Source organism: Streptomyces sp. NPDC090083, from assembly GCF_044747445.1.
GTDB lineage: Bacteria > Actinomycetota > Actinomycetes > Streptomycetales > Streptomycetaceae > Streptomyces.
Genome location: NZ_JBIVED010000007.1, coordinates 1 through 17,254 on the forward strand (window position 1 = coordinate 1; position 17,254 = coordinate 17,254).

Sequence of the window (17,254 nt, forward strand, 5' to 3'; positions counted from 1 at the left end):
GGGCCTGGTCGCCGCGACCATCTCCATCGCCGGCCTGTCCGTGACGGTGTGGGCCCACCACATGTACGTCACCGGCGGAGTCCTGCTGCCGTTCTTCTCCTTCATGACGTTCCTCATCGCCGTACCGACCGGCGTGAAGTTCTTCAACTGGATCGGCACCATGTGGAAGGGATCGCTCTCCTTCGAGACCCCGATGCTCTGGGCCACCGGCTTCCTGATCACCTTCACCTTCGGTGGTCTGACCGGTGTCATCCTGGCCTCGCCGCCGATGGACTTCCACGTCTCGGACTCGTACTTCGTCGTCGCCCACTTCCACTACGTCGTGTTCGGCACCGTCGTGTTCGCGATGTTCTCGGGCTTCCACTTCTGGTGGCCGAAGATGACCGGCAAGATGCTCGACGAGCGGCTCGGCAAGATCACCTTCTGGACGCTGTTCATCGGCTTCCACGGCACCTTCCTGGTCCAGCACTGGCTGGGCGCCGAGGGCATGCCCCGTCGTTACGCGGACTACCTCGCGGCCGACGGCTTCACCGCCCTGAACACGGTCTCGACGATCAGCTCCTTCCTGCTCGGCCTGTCGATCCTGCCGTTCCTCTACAACGTGTGGAAGACGGCCAAGTACGGCAAGAAGGTCGAGGTCGACGACCCGTGGGGCTACGGCCGTTCGCTCGAATGGGCGACGTCCTGCCCGCCGCCGCGGCACAACTTCCTCACCCTGCCGCGGATCCGCAGCGAATCCCCGGCGTTCGACCTGCACCACCCGGAGATCGCCGCTCTCGACCAGCTCGAGAACGCGCACCACGGTGACAAGGCCCTCGCCGGCGGCAAGGAGGCGGGCAAGTGAAGGTCCAGGGCAGGATGTTCATGTGGCTGGCCGTCTTCGTGCTGGTCATGGCCGTCGTCTACGGCGTCTGGTCCAAGGAGGCGGCCGGTACCACGGCCCTCTTCATGGCCTTCGGCCTGTGCATCATGGTCGGCTTCTACCTGGGCTTCACGGCCCGGCGGATCGACACCCTCGCGCAGGACAACAAGGAGGCCGACGTCGCGGACGAGGCCGGCGAGGTGGGCTTCTTCAGCCCGCACAGCTGGCAGCCCCTCGCCCTCGGCGTCGGTGGCGCACTGGCCTTCCTGGCGATCGCGATCGGCTGGTGGCTGCTGTACTTCTCCGCCCCGATCATCATGGTCGGCCTGTACGGCTGGGTCTTCGAGTACTACCGCGGTGAGAACCGCACCCAGTAGCACGCGCTGAACCCCCACGAGCCCGGACACTCCGTCAGGAGGGTCCGGGCTCGTGCTTATGCCGCAATGCCGGTCCCTCGTCCGAGTGACCCACCGCGCCGCGGCTGACGAAGCTTCATAACCTCGGCTCATGAGCCACTCTCCGCGCACCCGCACCGTCGTCGGCTGCACCCTGCTGGTGGTCTCCCTCGGCGTGGGCGCCACCGCCTGCGGGTCCGACGGCGGCAACCCGCTGTCGGACAAGCCGTACGACGCGGCGGGGCAGATCTCCTTCAACGGCCCGTCCGGCAACGGGAAGAAGGCCGACCCCGACAAGCCCCTCCAGGTCACCGCCTCCGGCGACGACGGGCGCATCACGGACGTCACGGCCACGGACGCCACGGGACGCTACGTCACGGGCGAACTCGCCGCCGACGGCACCCGCTGGCACAGCACCTCCCCGCTGGCCGCCAACGCCCACTACACGGTCCGCGTGAGCACGGAGAACGAGGACGGCGCCCCCGGCCGCAGGGTCCTCACCTTCGACACCACCAAGCCGACCACGAAGAAGAGCCTGACCGTCACGTTCGGCCCGGACGCGGGCACGTACGGCGTCGGCCAGCCGGTCACCGCCGAACTGAACAAGCCCGTCAAGGACAAGGCGCAGCGGGCCATCGTGGAACGCGCCCTGAGAGTGGACTCGGTGCCCGCCGTGGAGGGCGCCTGGCACTGGGTGGACGACAAGGAACTCCACTACCGCCCCAAGGACTACTGGCCCGCCCACGCCACGATCCAGGTGCACAGCAACCTCGACGGCGTGAAGATCAGCGACCGCCTCTGGGGCGGCGCCTCGAAGGACCTCAAACTCACCACGGGCGACAAGATCGTCGCCGTGACGGACGCCGCGTCCCACGAGATGACGGTCTACCGCAACGGCGAGCAGATCAACGAGATCCCCGTCACCACTGGCAAGCCCGGCTTCGAGACCCGGAACGGCGTCAAGGTCGTCCTCGGCAAGGAGTACTTCGTACGGATGCGCGGAACCACCGTCGGCATCTCCGAGGGTTCCTCGGACTCGTACGACCTCCCCGTGTACTACGCGACCCGCGTCACCTGGAGCGGCGAGTACGTCCACGCCGCCCCCTGGTCGGTGGGCTCCCAGGGCTCGGAGAACGTCAGCCACGGCTGCACCGGCATGAGCACCGGCAACGCCGAGTGGTTCTTCGACACCATCCATGAGGGTGACGTCGTCAAGGTCGTCAACTCGAACGGCGACGACATGGAGCCCTTCGGCAACGGCTTCGGCGACTGGAACCTCGGCTGGAAGAACTGGCGGAGCGGCAGCGCGCTGGTCGGCGGGACACCCGACGGCCCCCGGCCGGAAGACGCGGCGAGGCTCCGTCCCGAGTCGGCGTGACCCACCCAGGGGCGCGGGGCCGTGACCTGTGCGGCTCCGCCGCGTGGGCGCGACCGGCCGCAGCGGGCCCGCGGCCGCCGCTCACCTCGCGCCCCGCCCCGCCGGGCGCTCAAGGCCGGCTAGGTCGTGTCCGTAAAGTCCTGTCGTTCGCCCGGAGGGCGGGCCGCGCGGCGTCAGGTGCGTGCTCTCGGCGTGCCGGGCGGAAGCCCTCGTACTGGGCGTACTCGGGCTTTCGCCCGGTGCGGCGAGTGGGGGCACCTCCCACGCCCTTCAGGCAGTGGGGGAGCGTGCATGGCGTCGCGCGGCAGACAGGACTTTGCGGACACGGCCTAGGCGCTCAAGGCCCGCTTGTGGCGCAGCAGAGAAGCCAGCGAGGCCGCGAACTCGACCGGGTCCACCGGCAGCGTCACCGCCGCGTCCGCACGGCTCCAGGTGGCCAGCCAGGCGTCCTGGGGCCGTCCGATGAGCACCAGCACCGGCGGGCAGTTGAAGATCTCGTCCTTGATCTGGCGGCACAGCCCCATGCCGCCCATCGGCGCGGCCTCACCGTCGAAGACACAGACGTCGATCCCGCCCCGGTCCAGCTCCTTCACGACCGCGGCCTGCGTCGCGCACTCCAGGAACTCCACCAGCGGGGCGTCCGGAGCGGGCCTGCGCCCGGTGGCCAGCCGTACTTGCTCGCGGGTGTTGGAGTCGTCGCTGTAGACGAGCACCGTGGCAGTCGGCTGCATTGTTCCTCCACGTATCTGAGAAGCACCGTGTCGATCGGGAACCCCGGGTACCGATGCGGCGGATGCTACTCCTTTGAACACCCCGTCAACACCTGTTGGAACACCCCTGCGATGGGCCATACGGGCAGTACACACGCTGCGGACACTCCGAACGGCACCCCCCGGAGTGAGGGCGGGATAAGCGACCGACATAATGTCGGTCGTGGCGACAGCAACGACAGTAGAAACCGGGCACGCGCACCCGTCGGTCAACCGGCCGAACCTCACCAGCGTCGGAACCATCATCTGGCTGAGTTCCGAGCTGATGTTCTTCGCGGCCCTCTTCGCGATGTACTTCACCCTGCGATCGGTGACCGGTCCGGATCACTGGAAGGAGATGGCGAGCCATCTCAACCTTCCGTTCTCCGCGACCAACACCACGATCCTGGTGCTCTCCTCCCTCACCTGCCAGCTCGGCGTGTTCGCGGCCGAGCGCGGGGATGTGAAGAAGCTCAGGGGCTGGTTCATCATCACGTTCGTGATGGGTGCGATCTTCATCGGCGGTCAGATCTTCGAGTACACGGAGCTGGTGAAGAAGGACGGCCTGTCGCTGTCCTCCGACCCGTACGGCTCGGTGTTCTACCTGACCACCGGCTTCCACGGCATGCACGTGACGGGCGGCCTCATCGCCTTCCTGTTCGTCCTCGGACGTACCTACGCGGCAAAGAGGTTCACCCACGAACAGGCGACCGCGGCCATCGTCGTGTCCTACTACTGGCACTTCGTCGATGTCGTCTGGATCGGCCTGTTCGCCACGATCTACTTGATCAAGTAGTCGGGCCCGATCCCGCGCGCAGCCAAGAAGCGCACATTCCAGAAGCATCGACGCAGAAGATCCTGACACCGGGGTAATCCGTGAAAAAGCTCTCCACACGACGACGCCATCCGCTGGCGGCGGTCGTCGTCCTACTCCTCGCGCTGGCGGCAACTGGGGGGCTGTACGCCGCGTTCGCTCCCGCGAGCAAGGCGCAGGCCGACGAGTCCGCCCAGTCCCTCGCCATCGACGAGGGCAAGAAGCTGTTCGCCGTCGGCTGCGCAAGCTGCCACGGCACCGGCGGTCAGGGCACCTCCGACGGTCCGAGCCTTGTGGGCGTCGGCGCCGCGGCGGTCGACTTCCAGGTCGGCACCGGCCGTATGCCGGCGCAGCAGCCGGGTGCTCAGATCCCGGCCAAGAAGGTCATCTACTCGCAGGCCGAGATCGACCAGCTCGCGGCGTACATCGCCTCGCTGGGCGCCGGTCCGGTCATCCCGACGAAGAACGAGTACGGGCCGGAGGGTTCGGACATCGCCAAGGGTGGCGAGCTGTTCCGCACCAACTGCGCCCAGTGCCACAACTTCACCGGCAAGGGTGGCGCGCTGACGCACGGCAAGTTCGCGCCGAGTCTTGAGGGTGTCGCTCCGAAGCACATCTACGAGGCCATGCAGACCGGCCCGCAGAACATGCCTTCCTTCCCCGACACCACGCTGTCGTCGAAGAACAAGAAGGACATCATCGCGTACCTCAACGCGGTCAACGGCGACAACACCGAGAGCCCCGGCGGTCTTGAGCTGGGCGGTCTCGGTCCGGTCAGTGAGGGTCTCTTCGCCTGGATCTTCGGTCTGGGCGCGCTGATCGCGGTAGCCGTCTGGGTCGCCGCTCGGACCGCAAAGGCCAAGAAGTCATGAGTAGCAAAGACATTCCAGAAGAGAACCTGCCCGCTGAGCAGGACGCGCACAGCGCGGTGTCGGTGGCGGACGAGCACGACCCGTTCGCCGACCCGGGACTGCCCCCGCACGAGCACCGTGTCCAGGACATCGACGAGCGGGCCGCCAAGCGGTCCGAGCGCGTCGTCGCCTTCCTGTTCACGCTGTCGATGCTCCTCACGGTCGGCTTCATCGCCTCGTACGTGGCGATCCCGGCCGACAAGTCGATCTTCGTCTTCCCGATCGGTCACATCAGCGCGCTCAACTTCGCGCTGGGTCTGACCCTCGGCGGAGCGCTCTTCACCATCGGCGCGGGCGCGGTCCACTGGGCCCGCACCCTGATGTCCGACGTGGAGATCGCCGACGAGCGGCACGCGATCGAGGCGCCCCCCGAGGTCAAGGCCAAGGTCATGGCCGACTTCAAGGACGGTGCCAGGGAGTCGGCGCTCGGCCGTCGCAAGCTGATCCGCAACACGATGTTCGGCGCGCTGGCCCTGTTCCCGCTCTCCGGTGTCATGCTGCTGCGCGACCTGGGTCCGCTGCCGGGGACGAAGCTCCGCCACACGCTGTGGTCCAAGGGCAAGCTTCTCGTCAACATGAACACGAACCTGCCGCTGCGTCCCTCGGACGTGGCCGTCGGCTCGCTCACCTTCGCCAAGCCCGAGGGCCTGGAGGAGACCGACGAGGAGTTCCAGACGGAGATCGCGAAGTCCGCGCTGATGATCGTCCGGCTCCAGCCGGACAACATCAAGGACAAGCGCGAGCTGGAGTGGGCGCACGAGGGCATCGTCGCCTTCTCGAAGATCTGCACCCACGTGGGCTGCCCGATCTCCCTGTACGAGCAGCAGACGCACCACGTGCTGTGCCCGTGCCACCAGTCCACCTTCGACCTCTCCGACGGTGCCCGAGTGATCTTCGGCCCGGCCGGTCACGCCCTGCCGCAGCTGCGCATCGGCGTGAGCGACGAGGGCTACCTCGAGGCGCTCGGCGACTTCGATGAGCCCGTCGGTCCTGCATTCTGGGAGCGCGGATGAGTACTACGACGAACACCGACTCGCGCTCGCGCGAGAAGGCACCGGCCGGCGAGAAGATCGCCGACTGGGCGGACGGGCGCCTGGGGATCTACTCCCTGGCCAAGTCCAACATGCGCAAGATCTTCCCCGACCACTGGTCGTTCATGCTGGGTGAGGTCTGCCTCTACAGCTTCATCATCATCATCCTCACGGGTGTGTACCTGACGCTGTTCTTCCACCCGTCGATGAACGAGGTGACGTACCACGGCAGCTATGTCCCGCTCCAGGGGCAGCTGATGTCGGAGGCGTTCAACTCGACCATGCACATCTCCTTCGATGTGCGCGGTGGTCTGCTGATCCGGCAGATCCACCACTGGGCGGCGCTGATCTTCCTCGCCGGCATGTTCGTGCACATGATGCGTGTGTTCTTCACGGGCGCGTTCCGCAAGCCGCGTGAGGTCAACTGGCTGTTCGGCTTCCTGCTGTTCGTCCTGGGCATGTTCACCGGCTTCACCGGTTACTCGCTCCCGGACGACCTGCTCTCCGGCACCGGTGTCCGCTTCATGGAGGGCGCGGTCCTGTCCGTGCCGATCGTCGGCACGTACCTGTCGTTCTTCCTCTTCGGCGGCGAGTTCCCGGGCGGCGACTTCGTCGCGCGGTTCTACTCGATCCACATCCTGCTGCTGCCGGGCATCATGCTCGGCCTGGTGGTCGGCCACCTGATCCTGGTCTTCTACCACAAGCACACGCAGTTCGCGGGCCCCGGAAAGACGAACAACAACGTCGTCGGCATGCCGCTGCTGCCGGTCTACATGGCCAAGGCCGGAGGCTTCTTCTTCCTGGTCTTCGGTGTCATCGCGGCCGTCGCGGCGATCGCGTCGATCAACCCGATCTGGTCGATGGGCCCCTACCGGCCGGACATGGTCTCCACGGGCGCCCAGCCCGACTGGTACATGGGCTTCTCCGAGGGCCTGATCCGTGTCATGCCGGGCTGGGAGATCAACTTCTGGGGTCACACGCTCGTCCTGGGCGTGTTCATCCCGCTGGTGATCTTCCCGCTGGTCCTGGTGTCGATCGCGGTCTACCCGTTCATCGAGGCCTGGGTCACCGGTGACAGGCGCGAGCACCACATCCTGGACCGCCCGCGCAACGCCCCGACCCGTACGGCCTTCGGTGCCGCGTGGATCTCGTGGTACTTCGTCCTGCTCGTCGGTGGCGGCAACGACATCTGGGCCACGCACTTCCACCTGTCGATCAACTCGATCACCTGGTTCGTGCGCGTCGGCTTCTTCGTGGTGCCGGTGCTGGTCTTCATCGCCACCAAGCGGGTCTGCCTCGGCCTCCAGCGCCGCGACCGGGAGAAGGTGCTGCACGGCCGCGAGTCCGGCATCATCAAGCGCCTGCCGCACGGTGAGTTCGTCGAGATCCACGAGCCGCTCAGCCAGGACGCGCTGCACACGCTCACCGCGCACGAGCAGTACGCGCCGGCCGCGATCGGCGCGACGACCGACGAGAACGGTGTCGAGCGCAAGGTCAAGGGCTCCGAGAAGCTGCGCGCCAAGCTGAGCGAGGCGTACTACGGCGAGGAGTCGCAGATCCCCAAGCCCACCGTCGAGGAGTACAAGGAGATCACGAGCGGCCACGGCCACCACTGATCGCTGAGGCGTCGCCACGCCACGGTCGAAGGGCCCCGTCCGAACACCGGACGGGGCCCTTCGCCGTGTCCCGCGCTGGATAGGGTGGGGACGCGTATGCAGAGCAGGTTTCTACGACACTCAGGAGCGGCCGTATGAGCGCTGTGACCCCCGCTGGAGGCGACACCGCGGCGGCCCGTTCCTGGCCCGACGTGCTGAGCGCGCTGCTGGCCGGACAGGACCTGAGCACCGCCGACACGGCGTGGGCGATGGACCGGATCATGAGCGGCGAGGCGGCCGACGCGCAGATCGCGGGCTTCCTGGTGGCGCTGCGGGCCAAGGGCGAGACGGTCGAGGAGATCACCGGGCTCGTCGAGACGATGTACGCCCACGCGAAGCCGCTGCACATCCCGGGACCGGCGGTCGACATCGTCGGCACCGGCGGCGACCGGGCCAAGACGGTGAACATCTCGACGATGTCCGCCATCGTGATCGCCGGGGCCGGTGCGCGGGTCGTCAAGCACGGCAACCGCGCCTCCTCCTCGGCGAGCGGCTCCTCGGACGTCCTGGAGCGGCTCGGCATCAACCTCGACCTGTCGCCCGAGCGGGTCGCGCAGGTGGTGGAGGAGGCCGGGATCACCTTCTGCTTCGCGGCCAAGTTCCACCCCACGATGCGTTTCGCGGGCGCGGTCCGGCGGGACCTGGGGGTGCCGACCGCGTTCAACCTGCTCGGCCCGCTGACCAATCCGGCGAAGGTCACCTCGTCGGCGGTCGGCTGCTTCGACACCCGCATGGCCGGGCTGATCGCGGGCGTCCTGGCCGAACGGGGCTCTTCCGCCCTGGTGTTCCGCGGTGACGACGGCCTCGACGAGCTGACGACCACGGCCACCTCCCGGGTCTGGAACGTCCGCGACGGCAAGGTCACCGAAGAGGCCTTCGATCCGCGGGACGTGGGCCTGGAACTCGTCCCGGTGGAGGCCCTGCGCGGTGCCGACCCCGAGTACAACGCGGACGTGGCCCGCCGCCTCCTGGACGGCGAGACGGGCCCGGTGCGGGACGCCGTACTGCTGAACTCGGCGGCTGCCCTGGTGGCGCTGGAGGCCGGGGACGGGCCGCTGGCGGACCGGATCCGGGCCGGGATGGACAAGGCGCGGGAGTCGATCGACTCCGGGGCCGCGAAGCGCACGCTGGAGCGCTGGGCGGCGGCGAGCAACGCGTGACCTAGCGGGTCGTCGTCCCGCGATCCGGACACGGGTTGCGGGACGACGATCACCTCGCGTAGGTTTTCCGATCAGGTCATGAGTGACAGTCATGAGGCCCCGGCCGACTGTCCGGCAACCCTCCGTCCGTGGCGGGGTGCCCCGGGTGAAGACCAGGCCGTAGGCAGCGAGGTCTGCGGCAAGCGCGGGCCCCTCGAAAGACACCAGGGGTCCTGGTCATCGAGGGAGCCCTCTGTGAGCAAGCGAATGCGATAGGGCGTCGAGCCCCGCCTCCGCATACCCCCTTCTTCTTCTCCTGCGCCGTAGCCGTGTCGGCTCGCGCAGTGAATTCGCCTGCCTCTCACGGGAGTTCGCCATGTCTGTCACCACCGTTGCCGCCGCCCGCACCCTTTGTGCCCCGCTGCCTGTTCTCGGCCGGGATGTCACCGTCCCGCTCGTCACGGGCGGCGAGGTCACCTACGCGGCGCTCGACTACGCGGCCAGCGCCCCCGCCCTCCAGCGCGTCTGGGACGACGTCGCCGCCTACGCCCCGTACTACGGCAGCGTGCACCGCGGCGCCGGCTACCTCTCGCAGCTCTCCACCGACCTGTTCGAGAACGCCCGCAGGACGGTCGAGGAGTTCCTGGACTGCCGCCCCGACGACCAGCTGATCTTCACCCGCTCCACGACGGACTCCCTCAACCTGCTGGCCGCGGTGCTCCCCGCCGACTGCCAGGTCTTCGTCTTCGAGACCGAGCACCACGCCTCGCTGCTGCCCTGGAAGGACGCCCGGGTCACCTACCTCGACGCCCCGCGCACCCCGGGCCAGGCCGTCGAGACCCTGGAGCGGGCCCTCGCCGCCCGCGACCCGCACGGCCCGGCCCTGGTCTGTGTCACCGGCGCCTCGAACGTCACCGGCGAGCTGTGGCCGGTCCGCGAGCTGGCCGCCGCCGCGCACGCCCACGGCGCCCGGATCGTCCTGGACGCGGCCCAGCTCGCCCCGCACCACCCGGTCTCCGTGCGGGACCTCGACGTCGACTGGATCGCCTTCTCCGGCCACAAGCTCTACGCCCCCTTCGGCTCGGGCGTCCTCGCCGGCCGGGCCGACTGGCTCCGGGCCGCCGACCCCTACCTCGCGGGCGGCGGCGCCAGCCGCAAGGTCACGCGGCGCGAGGACGGGGGAGTGGACGTGGAGTGGCACGACAGTGCCGCCCGGCACGAGGCGGGCTCCCCGAACGTCATCGGCGCCTACTCCATCGCGTCGGCCTGCAAGGCGCTCACCGAGGCCGGTCTCGACACCCTGGTCGCCCGCGAGCAGCACCTGATCGCGCAGGTGCGGGCGGGCCTGGCCGAGGTCCCCGAGGTCAGGGTCCTGTCGCTGTTCGGCGACGACGCCCCGCGGGTCGGCGTCATCTCGTTCGTCGTCGACGGCTGGAACAGCTCCCACTTCGCCGCCGCCCTCTCCGCCGAGTACGGCATCGGAGTGAGGGACGGCCTCTTCTGCGCCCACCCCCTGCTCCGCACCCTGCTGGGCACCGACCCCGGGGCCCAGGGCGAATGCGGTGCCCCGGAGGCGGCCCCCGGCGAGAAGTCCCTCAACGCGATCCGGGTCAGCTTCGGCGCGGGCACCCCGGACGAGCACGTGGAGCGTTTCGTGACGGCGGTGCGGGAACTGGTGACCGACGGCGCCAAGTGGAACTACCGCACCGAGAACGGCCGCTGCGTCCCGGCGGCGTGAGTCAGGCCCCCTCAGGGACAAGCCCCCTCAGGGACACCCCCTGGGGGCCAGGCCTCACGAATCCAGCCCGATGGCGAAGGCCGCCTCGAGGTCGTGCTGCGAGTACGTCCGGAACGCCACGTGCGTGTCCGTCCCCTCCACCCCGGGAATCTTGGAGATCCGCCCGGGGATGACATCGGCCAGGTCTTCGTGCTCCCGCACCCGCACCATCGCGATCAGGTCGTACGTACCGGTGACGGAGAAGACCTCGCTCACGGATTCGAGCGCGGCGATCGACTCGGCGATCTCCGGAATCCGGTCCACGCTGGTCTTGATGAGGACGATCGCGGTGATCACGGCTGGTTCTCTCCCTCGGGGACCGTTGCTGGGGCGGCCCCAACTCTAGTCGTACGGCCGAACCGCACCCAGGCGTAGCCGAACCCCAGCCCGAAGCCCACCAGGTGGGCCAGGTACGCCACCCCCGGTCCCGTCGCCGCCCGGCCCGCCGCCAGCCACTGCAGGGCCGCCCAGAACGGCAGCACGACCCAGGCGGGGAAGCGCAGCGGCAGGAAGAAGAGGAAGGGGAGCAGGCTCGTCACGCGGGCCCGGGGGAACAGGTACAGGAACGCCCCGAGAACCGCCGAGATCGCCCCGGACGCGCCGACCAGCGACTGGTCGGAGCCGGTGTTGGCCACCGCGTAGCCGAGCAGCGCGAGGTACCCGCAGACCAGGTAGAAGAGGGTGAACTCGACTCGGCCGAGCCGCTCCTCGGTCATCGCTCCGAAGACGTAGAGGAAGAGCATGTTGCCGAGGAGGTGGATCCAGCTGCCGTGGATGAACAGGGCCGTGACGGGGGTCAGGGCCTCGCGGGCGGGGTGGGCGAACAGGTCGGCCGGGACCACGCCCCAGCGGCGGAAGTACGCCCGCTGCGCGGCGAGCAGCGTGTCCCCGGTGCCGTAGGACGGGACGAAGCCCGAGGCCGGGCCCAGGACGAAGATCAGGCAGCACAGGCCGATCAGGGCGTAGGTCATCGGTGCCGATGTGCCGCGGAACGTCCTGGCGAGGGCCGGGCCCCAGTTGCTGATCATGTCTACAGAGCATGACGTAACGGGACGCAACGGGACAGGGTGAATCGCCGCTGTGGACGGCCGAGCGGTGAGTACCCGCCAGGCCGTAGGGTTACGAGCCACACTCGCCGGGGAAACCGGCGATCACGGAAACTGGAACGAAGGAAGCGGACAGCCACGATGACGGTTCCCCTGCCGACCGCCTCGACGCGGTGGCGCTGCACCCTCTGCGGCAACCTCACGCGCTTCGACGTGACGCGCTCGTCGAAGGTCGTGGAGTACCTCCACCTGGACCTGGCCGGTGAGCCGAAGGTGGAGGAGCGCGAGGTGGTCAGTGAGACCATCGAGTCGGTGCGCTGCCGCTGGTGCAACGCCGTGGATCAGGTGGAACTCGTGGACAGGCCGGGCGCCGGCTCCTGAGAGGGAGAGGCCCCGCACGGACGGTTGGGGTGTGAGGGATGGTGGAGAACTCGGGCGGGGGGCCGGGCGACGGCGCCGCCGAGGTGCTCGACCGTCCGCTGCCCGACGGTGTGCGCAAGCGGGTCGTGCAGATCGTCTCCGACGGCTTCGGCGGCCTCACCGTCGCCGAACTGCCCGCGCAGCTGCGACAGTACGCCCGCTTCGCCCCCAACCGGCGCGCCAAGTTCGCCGGGAACGCGATGGCCGCCGCGCTGGAGACCGATCCGCTGTTCAGACAGCGCATCGGGGAGAAGCTGAGAGAGGCCCAGCCGGAGCTGGCCGCAGCCCTCGACTCCGGCTCGCCGCCCCCGGCCGCGGACCCGCTCGATGTGGCGGCCGCGGCCTATGTTCTGCGCCCCACCGGCTGGGTGAAGCTCGTCACCGCCGCGGGCGAGGAGGCGCTGCGGGCCGACGCCGAGCGCGCCGACGAGGAGAGCCGGGCCGAACTGGAGCGGCTGCGCGAGGAGTTGACGCAGGCGCGGGACGCGACCCGGGCCGAGACCGAGCGGCTGCGCACCGAGCTGGACGCGGCGAAGAGGGAAGCGGAATCGCTTCACCGCAAGCTGCGTGCCGCCCACAGTGACGTCAAGCGCGGCGAGGCCGCCCTGCGCAAGCTGCGGGCCGAGACGGACGCCGGCCGTGCCGAGAGCCAGACCCAGGTGTCCGCCGCCGAGAGCGAGAGCCGCCGCCTGAAGGCCCGGCTCGGTGAGGCCGAGGCGGCCCTGGAGGCCACCCGCAAGGCCGCCCGCGAGGGCCGCAGCGTCGAGGACATGCGGGTCCGGCTGCTGCTCGACACCGTGCTGGACGCGGCTCAGGGGCTGCGCCGCGAGCTGGCGCTGCCGCCGGTGTCCGTGCGGCCCGCCGAGACCGTCGACGCGGTCGAACCGGGACGAATGACCCCGAAGGACATCGCGGCGCGGGCGCTGTCGGAGAACGACCCCGCGATCCTCGACCAGTTGCTCGCGCTGCCGCAGGCCCACCTGGTCGTCGACGGCTACAACGTCACGAAGACCGGCTACCCCCAAATGCCCCTGGAGAAGCAGCGGTTGAGGCTGCTGGGGCAGCTCTCGCAGCTCGCCGCGCAGACCGGCGCCGAGGTCACCTGTGTCTTCGACGGGGCCGAGCTGGCCGCGCCCGTGCTGCTCGCGCCGCCGCGCGGGGTGCGGGTGCTGTTCTCCAAACCGGGCGTCACCGCCGACGAGTTGATCCGTCAGCTGGTGCGTGCCGAGCCGCCGGGCCGGCCGGTGATCGTCGCGTCGACCGACCGCGAGGTGGCCGACGGCATCGCGAAGGCGGGCGCGCGGCCCGTCGCTTCTGCGGTACTCCTGAAGCGACTGTCGTGAACGTCAACGTACAGGTTTAATGCCTGAATTGGCCGAACTGTCACGCAACGTAGCGTCAATCGGCCATCACTGCACGTTGGTTATGTGCAAAGAATGCTGTGAGTGACGGCATTTTTTCGTGTGAGGATTTGAACTGATCACAGGAGTGTCACTAGGGTCAGGCCTCGAACCTCCGAACGGGTGATCACTCAATAGAAGGAGCTCGACTCCGTGGCGTCCCATCGTCGACCGAAGCAGCCGAGCCGCACGCGTGTGACTGTGCTGACCACCGCAGCCGCAGCCGCCGTTGCCTTCAGTGCCCAGGCCGCGAATGCCGCGCCGAGCGAGAAGCCCAGCAAGGACGAGGTCAAGGCGAAGGTCGACGCCCTCTACGAGCAGGCCGAGCAGGCCACCGAGAAGCTCGACGGCGCCCAGGAGAAGCAGGAGAAGCTCCAGAAGGAGATCTCCACCATCCAGGACAACGTCGCCCGCGGCCAGGAGGAGCTGAACAAGCTCCGCGACGGCCTCGGCACCATGGCGAGCGCCCAGTACCGCACCGGCGGCATCGACCCGTCGATCCAGCTGTTCCTGTCCTCGGACCCGGACGACTACCTCGACAAGGCGTCCACGATGGACCAGTTGAGCAGCCAGCAGGTCGAGGCGCTCACGAAGATCCAGGGCAAGCAGCGCGAACTCGCCCAGGAGCGCGCGGAGGCGAGCAGCAAGCTCAAGGACCTCTCCGCCACCCGCACCGAGCTCAAGAAGAAGAAGGACGAGGTCAAGGCCAAGCTGGCCACGGCCCAGAAGCTCCTCAACACCCTGACGGCGGCCGAGAAGGCGGCCCTCGACCAGGAGCAGGCCCAGGCGGCCTCCCGCTCCACCTCGCGCGTGAACCTCGGCAACACCGGTTCCGCCTCCGGCCGCGCGGCCTCCGCCTTCGCCGCCGCCCAGTCCGTGATCGGCTCCCCGTACGTCTACGGCGCCTCCGGCCCCTCCTCCTTCGACTGCTCCGGCCTCACCTCCTGGGCCTACGCCCAGGCCGGCGTCTCGATACCCCGCACCTCCGAGGCGCAGGCGAACGCCGGCACCCGCATCTACAGCCAGAGCGACCTCAAGGTCGGCGACCTGGTCATCTTCTACGGCGACTTCCACCACGTCGGCCTCTACGCGGGCAACGGCCAGGTGCTGCACGCCCCGCACACCGGCGCCGTGGTCCGCTACGAGGCGATCGGCAACATGACCTTCGAGTTCGGCGTCCGGATCTGATCCGTCCGCATCCGGTCGCGCCCGGGTCGTTCTCCGGCCCCTGCGCACCGCCCGAACGGGCGAATCACGACACACCAGGCTGACCCCGCGCCCCGCCGATGACCTGCGTCAGAGGCGGGGCGTCACGTTGTGTGCCTGCGGCGGTCTTTGGCCCGCACCCCTTCACAGAGCTACTGTCTGGCGCGTTTCCCCGCTCCGGGGGAGCGGTCCGTGTCCGCCAGCGGAAGGAGTGCGACTCCCCGTGGGATCCCGTCGCCGCCCTGCACCGTCCGGGTTCGACCGAGGCGCCGCCGCCGCGGTCTGCGTGCTCAGCGCAGCCGCCGCCGCGCTCGGCGCCCTGCCGGCCACCTCCGCCGTGGCCGCGCCGCACGACGACTCCAAGGCGGAGGTGGACCGGCTCTACCACGAGGCGGAGCGGGCGACCGAGGCCTACGACAAGGCCGACGAGACCGCCGGGCAGCTGCGCCGGCAGGTGAGCGACGCGCAGGACCGGATCGCCCGGCAGCAGCAACGCGTCAACACCATGCGGGACGCGCTCGGTTCACTCGCCGGCGCCCAGTACCGCTCCGGCGGCATCGACCCCACCGTCGCGCTGCTGTTCTCCGACGACCCGGCCGACTACCTCGACAAGGCCTCCGTCCTCGACCGCATCACCGCCCAGCAGGCCGAGCAGCTCAAGGACCTCCAGGAGGCGATGCGCGAACTCGCCCAGGAACGCACCGAGGCCGCCGGGCGCCTCGCCGAGCTGGAGCGCAGCCGCAAGGCCGTCGCCACCCACAAGCGGACCGTCGAGCGCAAGCTCGCCAGGGCCAGGCAACTGCTCAACCGGATGCCGCTCGCCGAACGCGCCTCCTTCGACCGGGCCTCCCGCTCCTCCCGCGAGGACATCCCGGACCTCGGCGCCGGCGTCCCGTCCTCGGGCCGCGCCGCCGCCGCTGTCGCCGCCGCCCGCACCGCCCTCGGCAAGCCGTACATCTGGGGCGCCAACGGCCCCGGCGGCTTCGACTGCTCCGGCCTGATGCAGTGGTCGTACGCCCACGCGGGCGTCCACCTCCCGCGTACCTCCCAGGAACAGCGCTACGCCGGCCACCGGATCCCGCTCTCCCAGGCCCAGCCCGGTGACCTCGTCGTCTACCGCTCCGACGCCAGCCATGTCGCCATGTACGTCGGCAACGGCCAGGTCATCCACGCGCCCTACCCCGGCGCGCCGGTGCGCTACGACCCGGTCGGCATGATGCCCGTCTCGTCGGTCACGAGGGTCTGAACCGGCGCGAAAGGGTCGTACGATCGGGAAGTGACTGGTCGTGGGCGGGCGTCGCGCTCCGGAGTGTTCGCGCTGGGTCTGCTCCTCGTCCCGCTGGTGGCGTGCGGCGGACAGCCGGCGACGGACAGCGCGCGGGCGGATGTGCAGCGGCTGCTGGACAGCCGGTCGGCGGCGGTCCTGCACCACGACGAGACGGCGTACACCCGGACCGGTGCGCGCACCGCGTACGAGAACCTGCGCGCCGTCCCCTTCGCCTCCTGGTCCTACCGCCTGACCGCCCTCCACCGCACCGGCGCCACCGCGACCGCCGACGCCGACCTGAGCTACGAGGTCAGGGGCTACGACACCGCGCCCGTCACCGTCGGCCGCGTCCTCACCCTCGGCCTGACCGCCGACGGCAAGTGGTACGTCGACTCCGACAAGCCCGCGAAGAAGGCCGGCCAGCAGCTGTGGGACCAGGGGAGGGTGAGCGTCGTCAAGGGCGCGCACAGCCTGGTGATGGGCGTCGGCCAGTCCGCCGACGGCCTCGCCGACTACCGCGCCCTCGCCGACCACGCCGTACCGGCCGTGTCCGGCGCCTGGGGCACCGACTGGACCCGGCACGTCGTCGTGCTCGTCCCCGCCTCCCTGGACGGCATGGCGGGCCTCCTGGCCTCACCGGCCGCCTCCTACCGGGGCATCGCCGCCGTGACGACGGGCGAGGCGGGCGGCTCGGGCAGCGCGCCCGCCGACCGGATCATCGTCAACCCGGAGGCGTACGCGATGCTCGGCGCGGTGGGCAAGCAGGTCGTCCTGACCCATGAGACGACCCACGTGGCGACCCGCGCCCACACCACCTCCGCCACCCCCCTCTGGCTCTCGGAGGGCTACGCCGACTGGATCGGCTACCGAGGCACCGGCCGCACCCCCGCCCAGGCCGCCCCCGAACTCCACAGCGCCGTCCAGGACGGCGACCTCCCCGCCGCCCTCCCCGCCGACAAGGACTTCGGCTTCAGCAGCGACCCGGCGAAGCTCGCCCAGGCGTACGAGGGCGGGTGGATGGCCTGCCGGATGATCGAGGACCGGTGGGGGGTCGACCGACTGGGCGCGTTCTACCGCGCGGTCGGCACCCACAAGAAGCGGCCGGGAGCGGTGGAGGACGCGTTGAAGAGCGTGCTCGGGCTGACGCCCGCGGAGTTCACGGCGGAGTGGCGGGAGTACCTGGAGAGCCAACTCGGCTGACCCG

At 69.6% G+C, this 17,254-nt stretch carries 17 protein-coding genes and 1 riboswitch; of the genes, 14 read left to right on the forward strand and 3 right to left on the reverse strand.

Annotated elements, in window-relative coordinates:
* The 3 genes from ACIPTO_RS24310 to ACIPTO_RS24320 all read left to right on the forward strand — a co-directional run.
* Positions 1-844: cbb3-type cytochrome c oxidase subunit I (locus tag ACIPTO_RS24310; protein WP_401195521.1), on the forward strand; the 844-nt coding region annotated here is incomplete at its 5' end.
* Positions 841-1,239, forward strand: coding sequence for a cytochrome c oxidase subunit 4 (locus tag ACIPTO_RS24315; RefSeq protein WP_366319971.1), 399 nt, complete (start codon positions 841-843; stop codon positions 1,237-1,239). The genes ACIPTO_RS24310 and ACIPTO_RS24315, both read left to right, overlap by 4 nt.
* Positions 1,240-1,369: 130 nt before the next feature.
* On the forward strand, positions 1,370-2,635 hold the full coding sequence (locus ACIPTO_RS24320) for an Ig-like domain-containing protein (RefSeq protein ID WP_366319969.1): 1,266 nt from the start codon (positions 1,370-1,372) through the stop codon (positions 2,633-2,635).
* Positions 2,636-2,964: 329 nt separating this feature from the next.
* Here the strand turns inward: ACIPTO_RS24320 and ACIPTO_RS24325 are convergent, their stop codons facing one another.
* The gene (locus ACIPTO_RS24325) at positions 2,965-3,366 is read right to left on the reverse strand and encodes a hypothetical protein (protein WP_366319967.1); all 402 of its coding nucleotides are present in this window, start codon (positions 3,364-3,366) and stop codon (positions 2,965-2,967) included.
* A 193-nt stretch (positions 3,367-3,559) separates the two neighbouring features.
* Between ACIPTO_RS24325 and ACIPTO_RS24330 the strand changes: the two genes are divergently transcribed.
* From ACIPTO_RS24330 to ACIPTO_RS24355, 6 genes are all read left to right on the forward strand, one after another.
* Positions 3,560-4,180 (forward strand): heme-copper oxidase subunit III, encoded by a 621-nt coding sequence (locus ACIPTO_RS24330; protein ID WP_019067823.1) that lies wholly within the window; start codon positions 3,560-3,562, stop codon positions 4,178-4,180.
* Between the two features lie 80 nt (positions 4,181-4,260).
* Positions 4,261-5,070 (forward strand): c-type cytochrome, encoded by an 810-nt coding sequence (locus ACIPTO_RS24335; RefSeq protein WP_366319965.1) that lies wholly within the window; start codon positions 4,261-4,263, stop codon positions 5,068-5,070.
* Positions 5,067-6,122 carry a Rieske 2Fe-2S domain-containing protein gene (locus ACIPTO_RS24340; protein ID WP_366319963.1) on the forward strand — a complete coding sequence of 352 codons (1,056 nt, stop codon included), beginning with the start codon at positions 5,067-5,069 and terminating at the stop codon, positions 6,120-6,122. The genes ACIPTO_RS24335 and ACIPTO_RS24340 overlap by 4 nt, the downstream gene beginning before the upstream one ends.
* Positions 6,119-7,756, forward strand: a complete 1,638-nt coding sequence (locus ACIPTO_RS24345) for a cytochrome bc complex cytochrome b subunit (RefSeq protein WP_366319961.1) — start codon at positions 6,119-6,121, stop codon at positions 7,754-7,756. Before ACIPTO_RS24340 ends, ACIPTO_RS24345 begins: the two co-directional genes overlap by 4 nt.
* 134 nt (positions 7,757-7,890) lie before the next feature.
* On the forward strand, positions 7,891-8,955 hold the full coding sequence (gene trpD / locus ACIPTO_RS24350; RefSeq protein ID WP_401195526.1) for an anthranilate phosphoribosyltransferase: 1,065 nt from the start codon (positions 7,891-7,893) through the stop codon (positions 8,953-8,955).
* 74 nt (positions 8,956-9,029) lie between these two features.
* A riboswitch (SAM riboswitch) is annotated at positions 9,030-9,146 on the forward strand.
* A 164-nt stretch (positions 9,147-9,310) separates the two neighbouring features.
* Positions 9,311-10,672 (forward strand): aminotransferase class V-fold PLP-dependent enzyme, encoded by a 1,362-nt coding sequence (locus ACIPTO_RS24355; RefSeq protein WP_401195529.1) that lies wholly within the window; start codon positions 9,311-9,313, stop codon positions 10,670-10,672.
* A 54-nt stretch (positions 10,673-10,726) separates the two neighbouring features.
* Here ACIPTO_RS24355 and ACIPTO_RS24360 read toward each other — a convergent pair whose 3' ends face one another.
* On the reverse strand, positions 10,727-11,008 hold the full coding sequence (locus ACIPTO_RS24360; protein ID WP_366319955.1) for an Lrp/AsnC ligand binding domain-containing protein: 282 nt from the start codon (positions 11,006-11,008) through the stop codon (positions 10,727-10,729).
* Entirely contained in the window at positions 11,005-11,739 is a 735-nt protein-coding gene (locus ACIPTO_RS24365) for a rhomboid family intramembrane serine protease (protein WP_366319953.1), read from the reverse strand. Before ACIPTO_RS24365 ends, ACIPTO_RS24360 begins: the two co-directional genes overlap by 4 nt.
* A 159-nt stretch (positions 11,740-11,898) precedes the next feature.
* Between ACIPTO_RS24365 and ACIPTO_RS24370 the strand changes: the two genes are divergently transcribed.
* From ACIPTO_RS24370 to ACIPTO_RS24390, 5 genes are all read left to right on the forward strand, one after another.
* Entirely contained in the window at positions 11,899-12,138 is a 240-nt protein-coding gene (locus ACIPTO_RS24370; RefSeq protein ID WP_019067815.1) for a hypothetical protein, read from the forward strand.
* Positions 12,139-12,176: 38 nt separating this feature from the next.
* Positions 12,177-13,520: an NYN domain-containing protein gene (locus tag ACIPTO_RS24375; RefSeq protein ID WP_401195533.1), complete on the forward strand. Its 1,344-nt coding sequence runs from the start codon at positions 12,177-12,179 to the stop codon at positions 13,518-13,520.
* Positions 13,521-13,730: 210 nt separating this feature from the next.
* Positions 13,731-14,765, forward strand: coding sequence for an NlpC/P60 family protein (locus ACIPTO_RS24380; protein ID WP_366319950.1), 1,035 nt, complete (start codon positions 13,731-13,733; stop codon positions 14,763-14,765).
* A gap of 241 nt (positions 14,766-15,006) precedes the next feature.
* The gene (locus ACIPTO_RS24385) at positions 15,007-16,029 is read left to right on the forward strand and encodes an NlpC/P60 family protein (RefSeq protein ID WP_401195536.1); all 1,023 of its coding nucleotides are present in this window, start codon (positions 15,007-15,009) and stop codon (positions 16,027-16,029) included.
* Positions 16,030-16,059: 30 nt separating this feature from the next.
* Entirely contained in the window at positions 16,060-17,250 is a 1,191-nt protein-coding gene (locus ACIPTO_RS24390) for a hypothetical protein (RefSeq protein WP_401195539.1), read from the forward strand.
* Positions 17,251-17,254 lie beyond the last annotated feature (4 nt).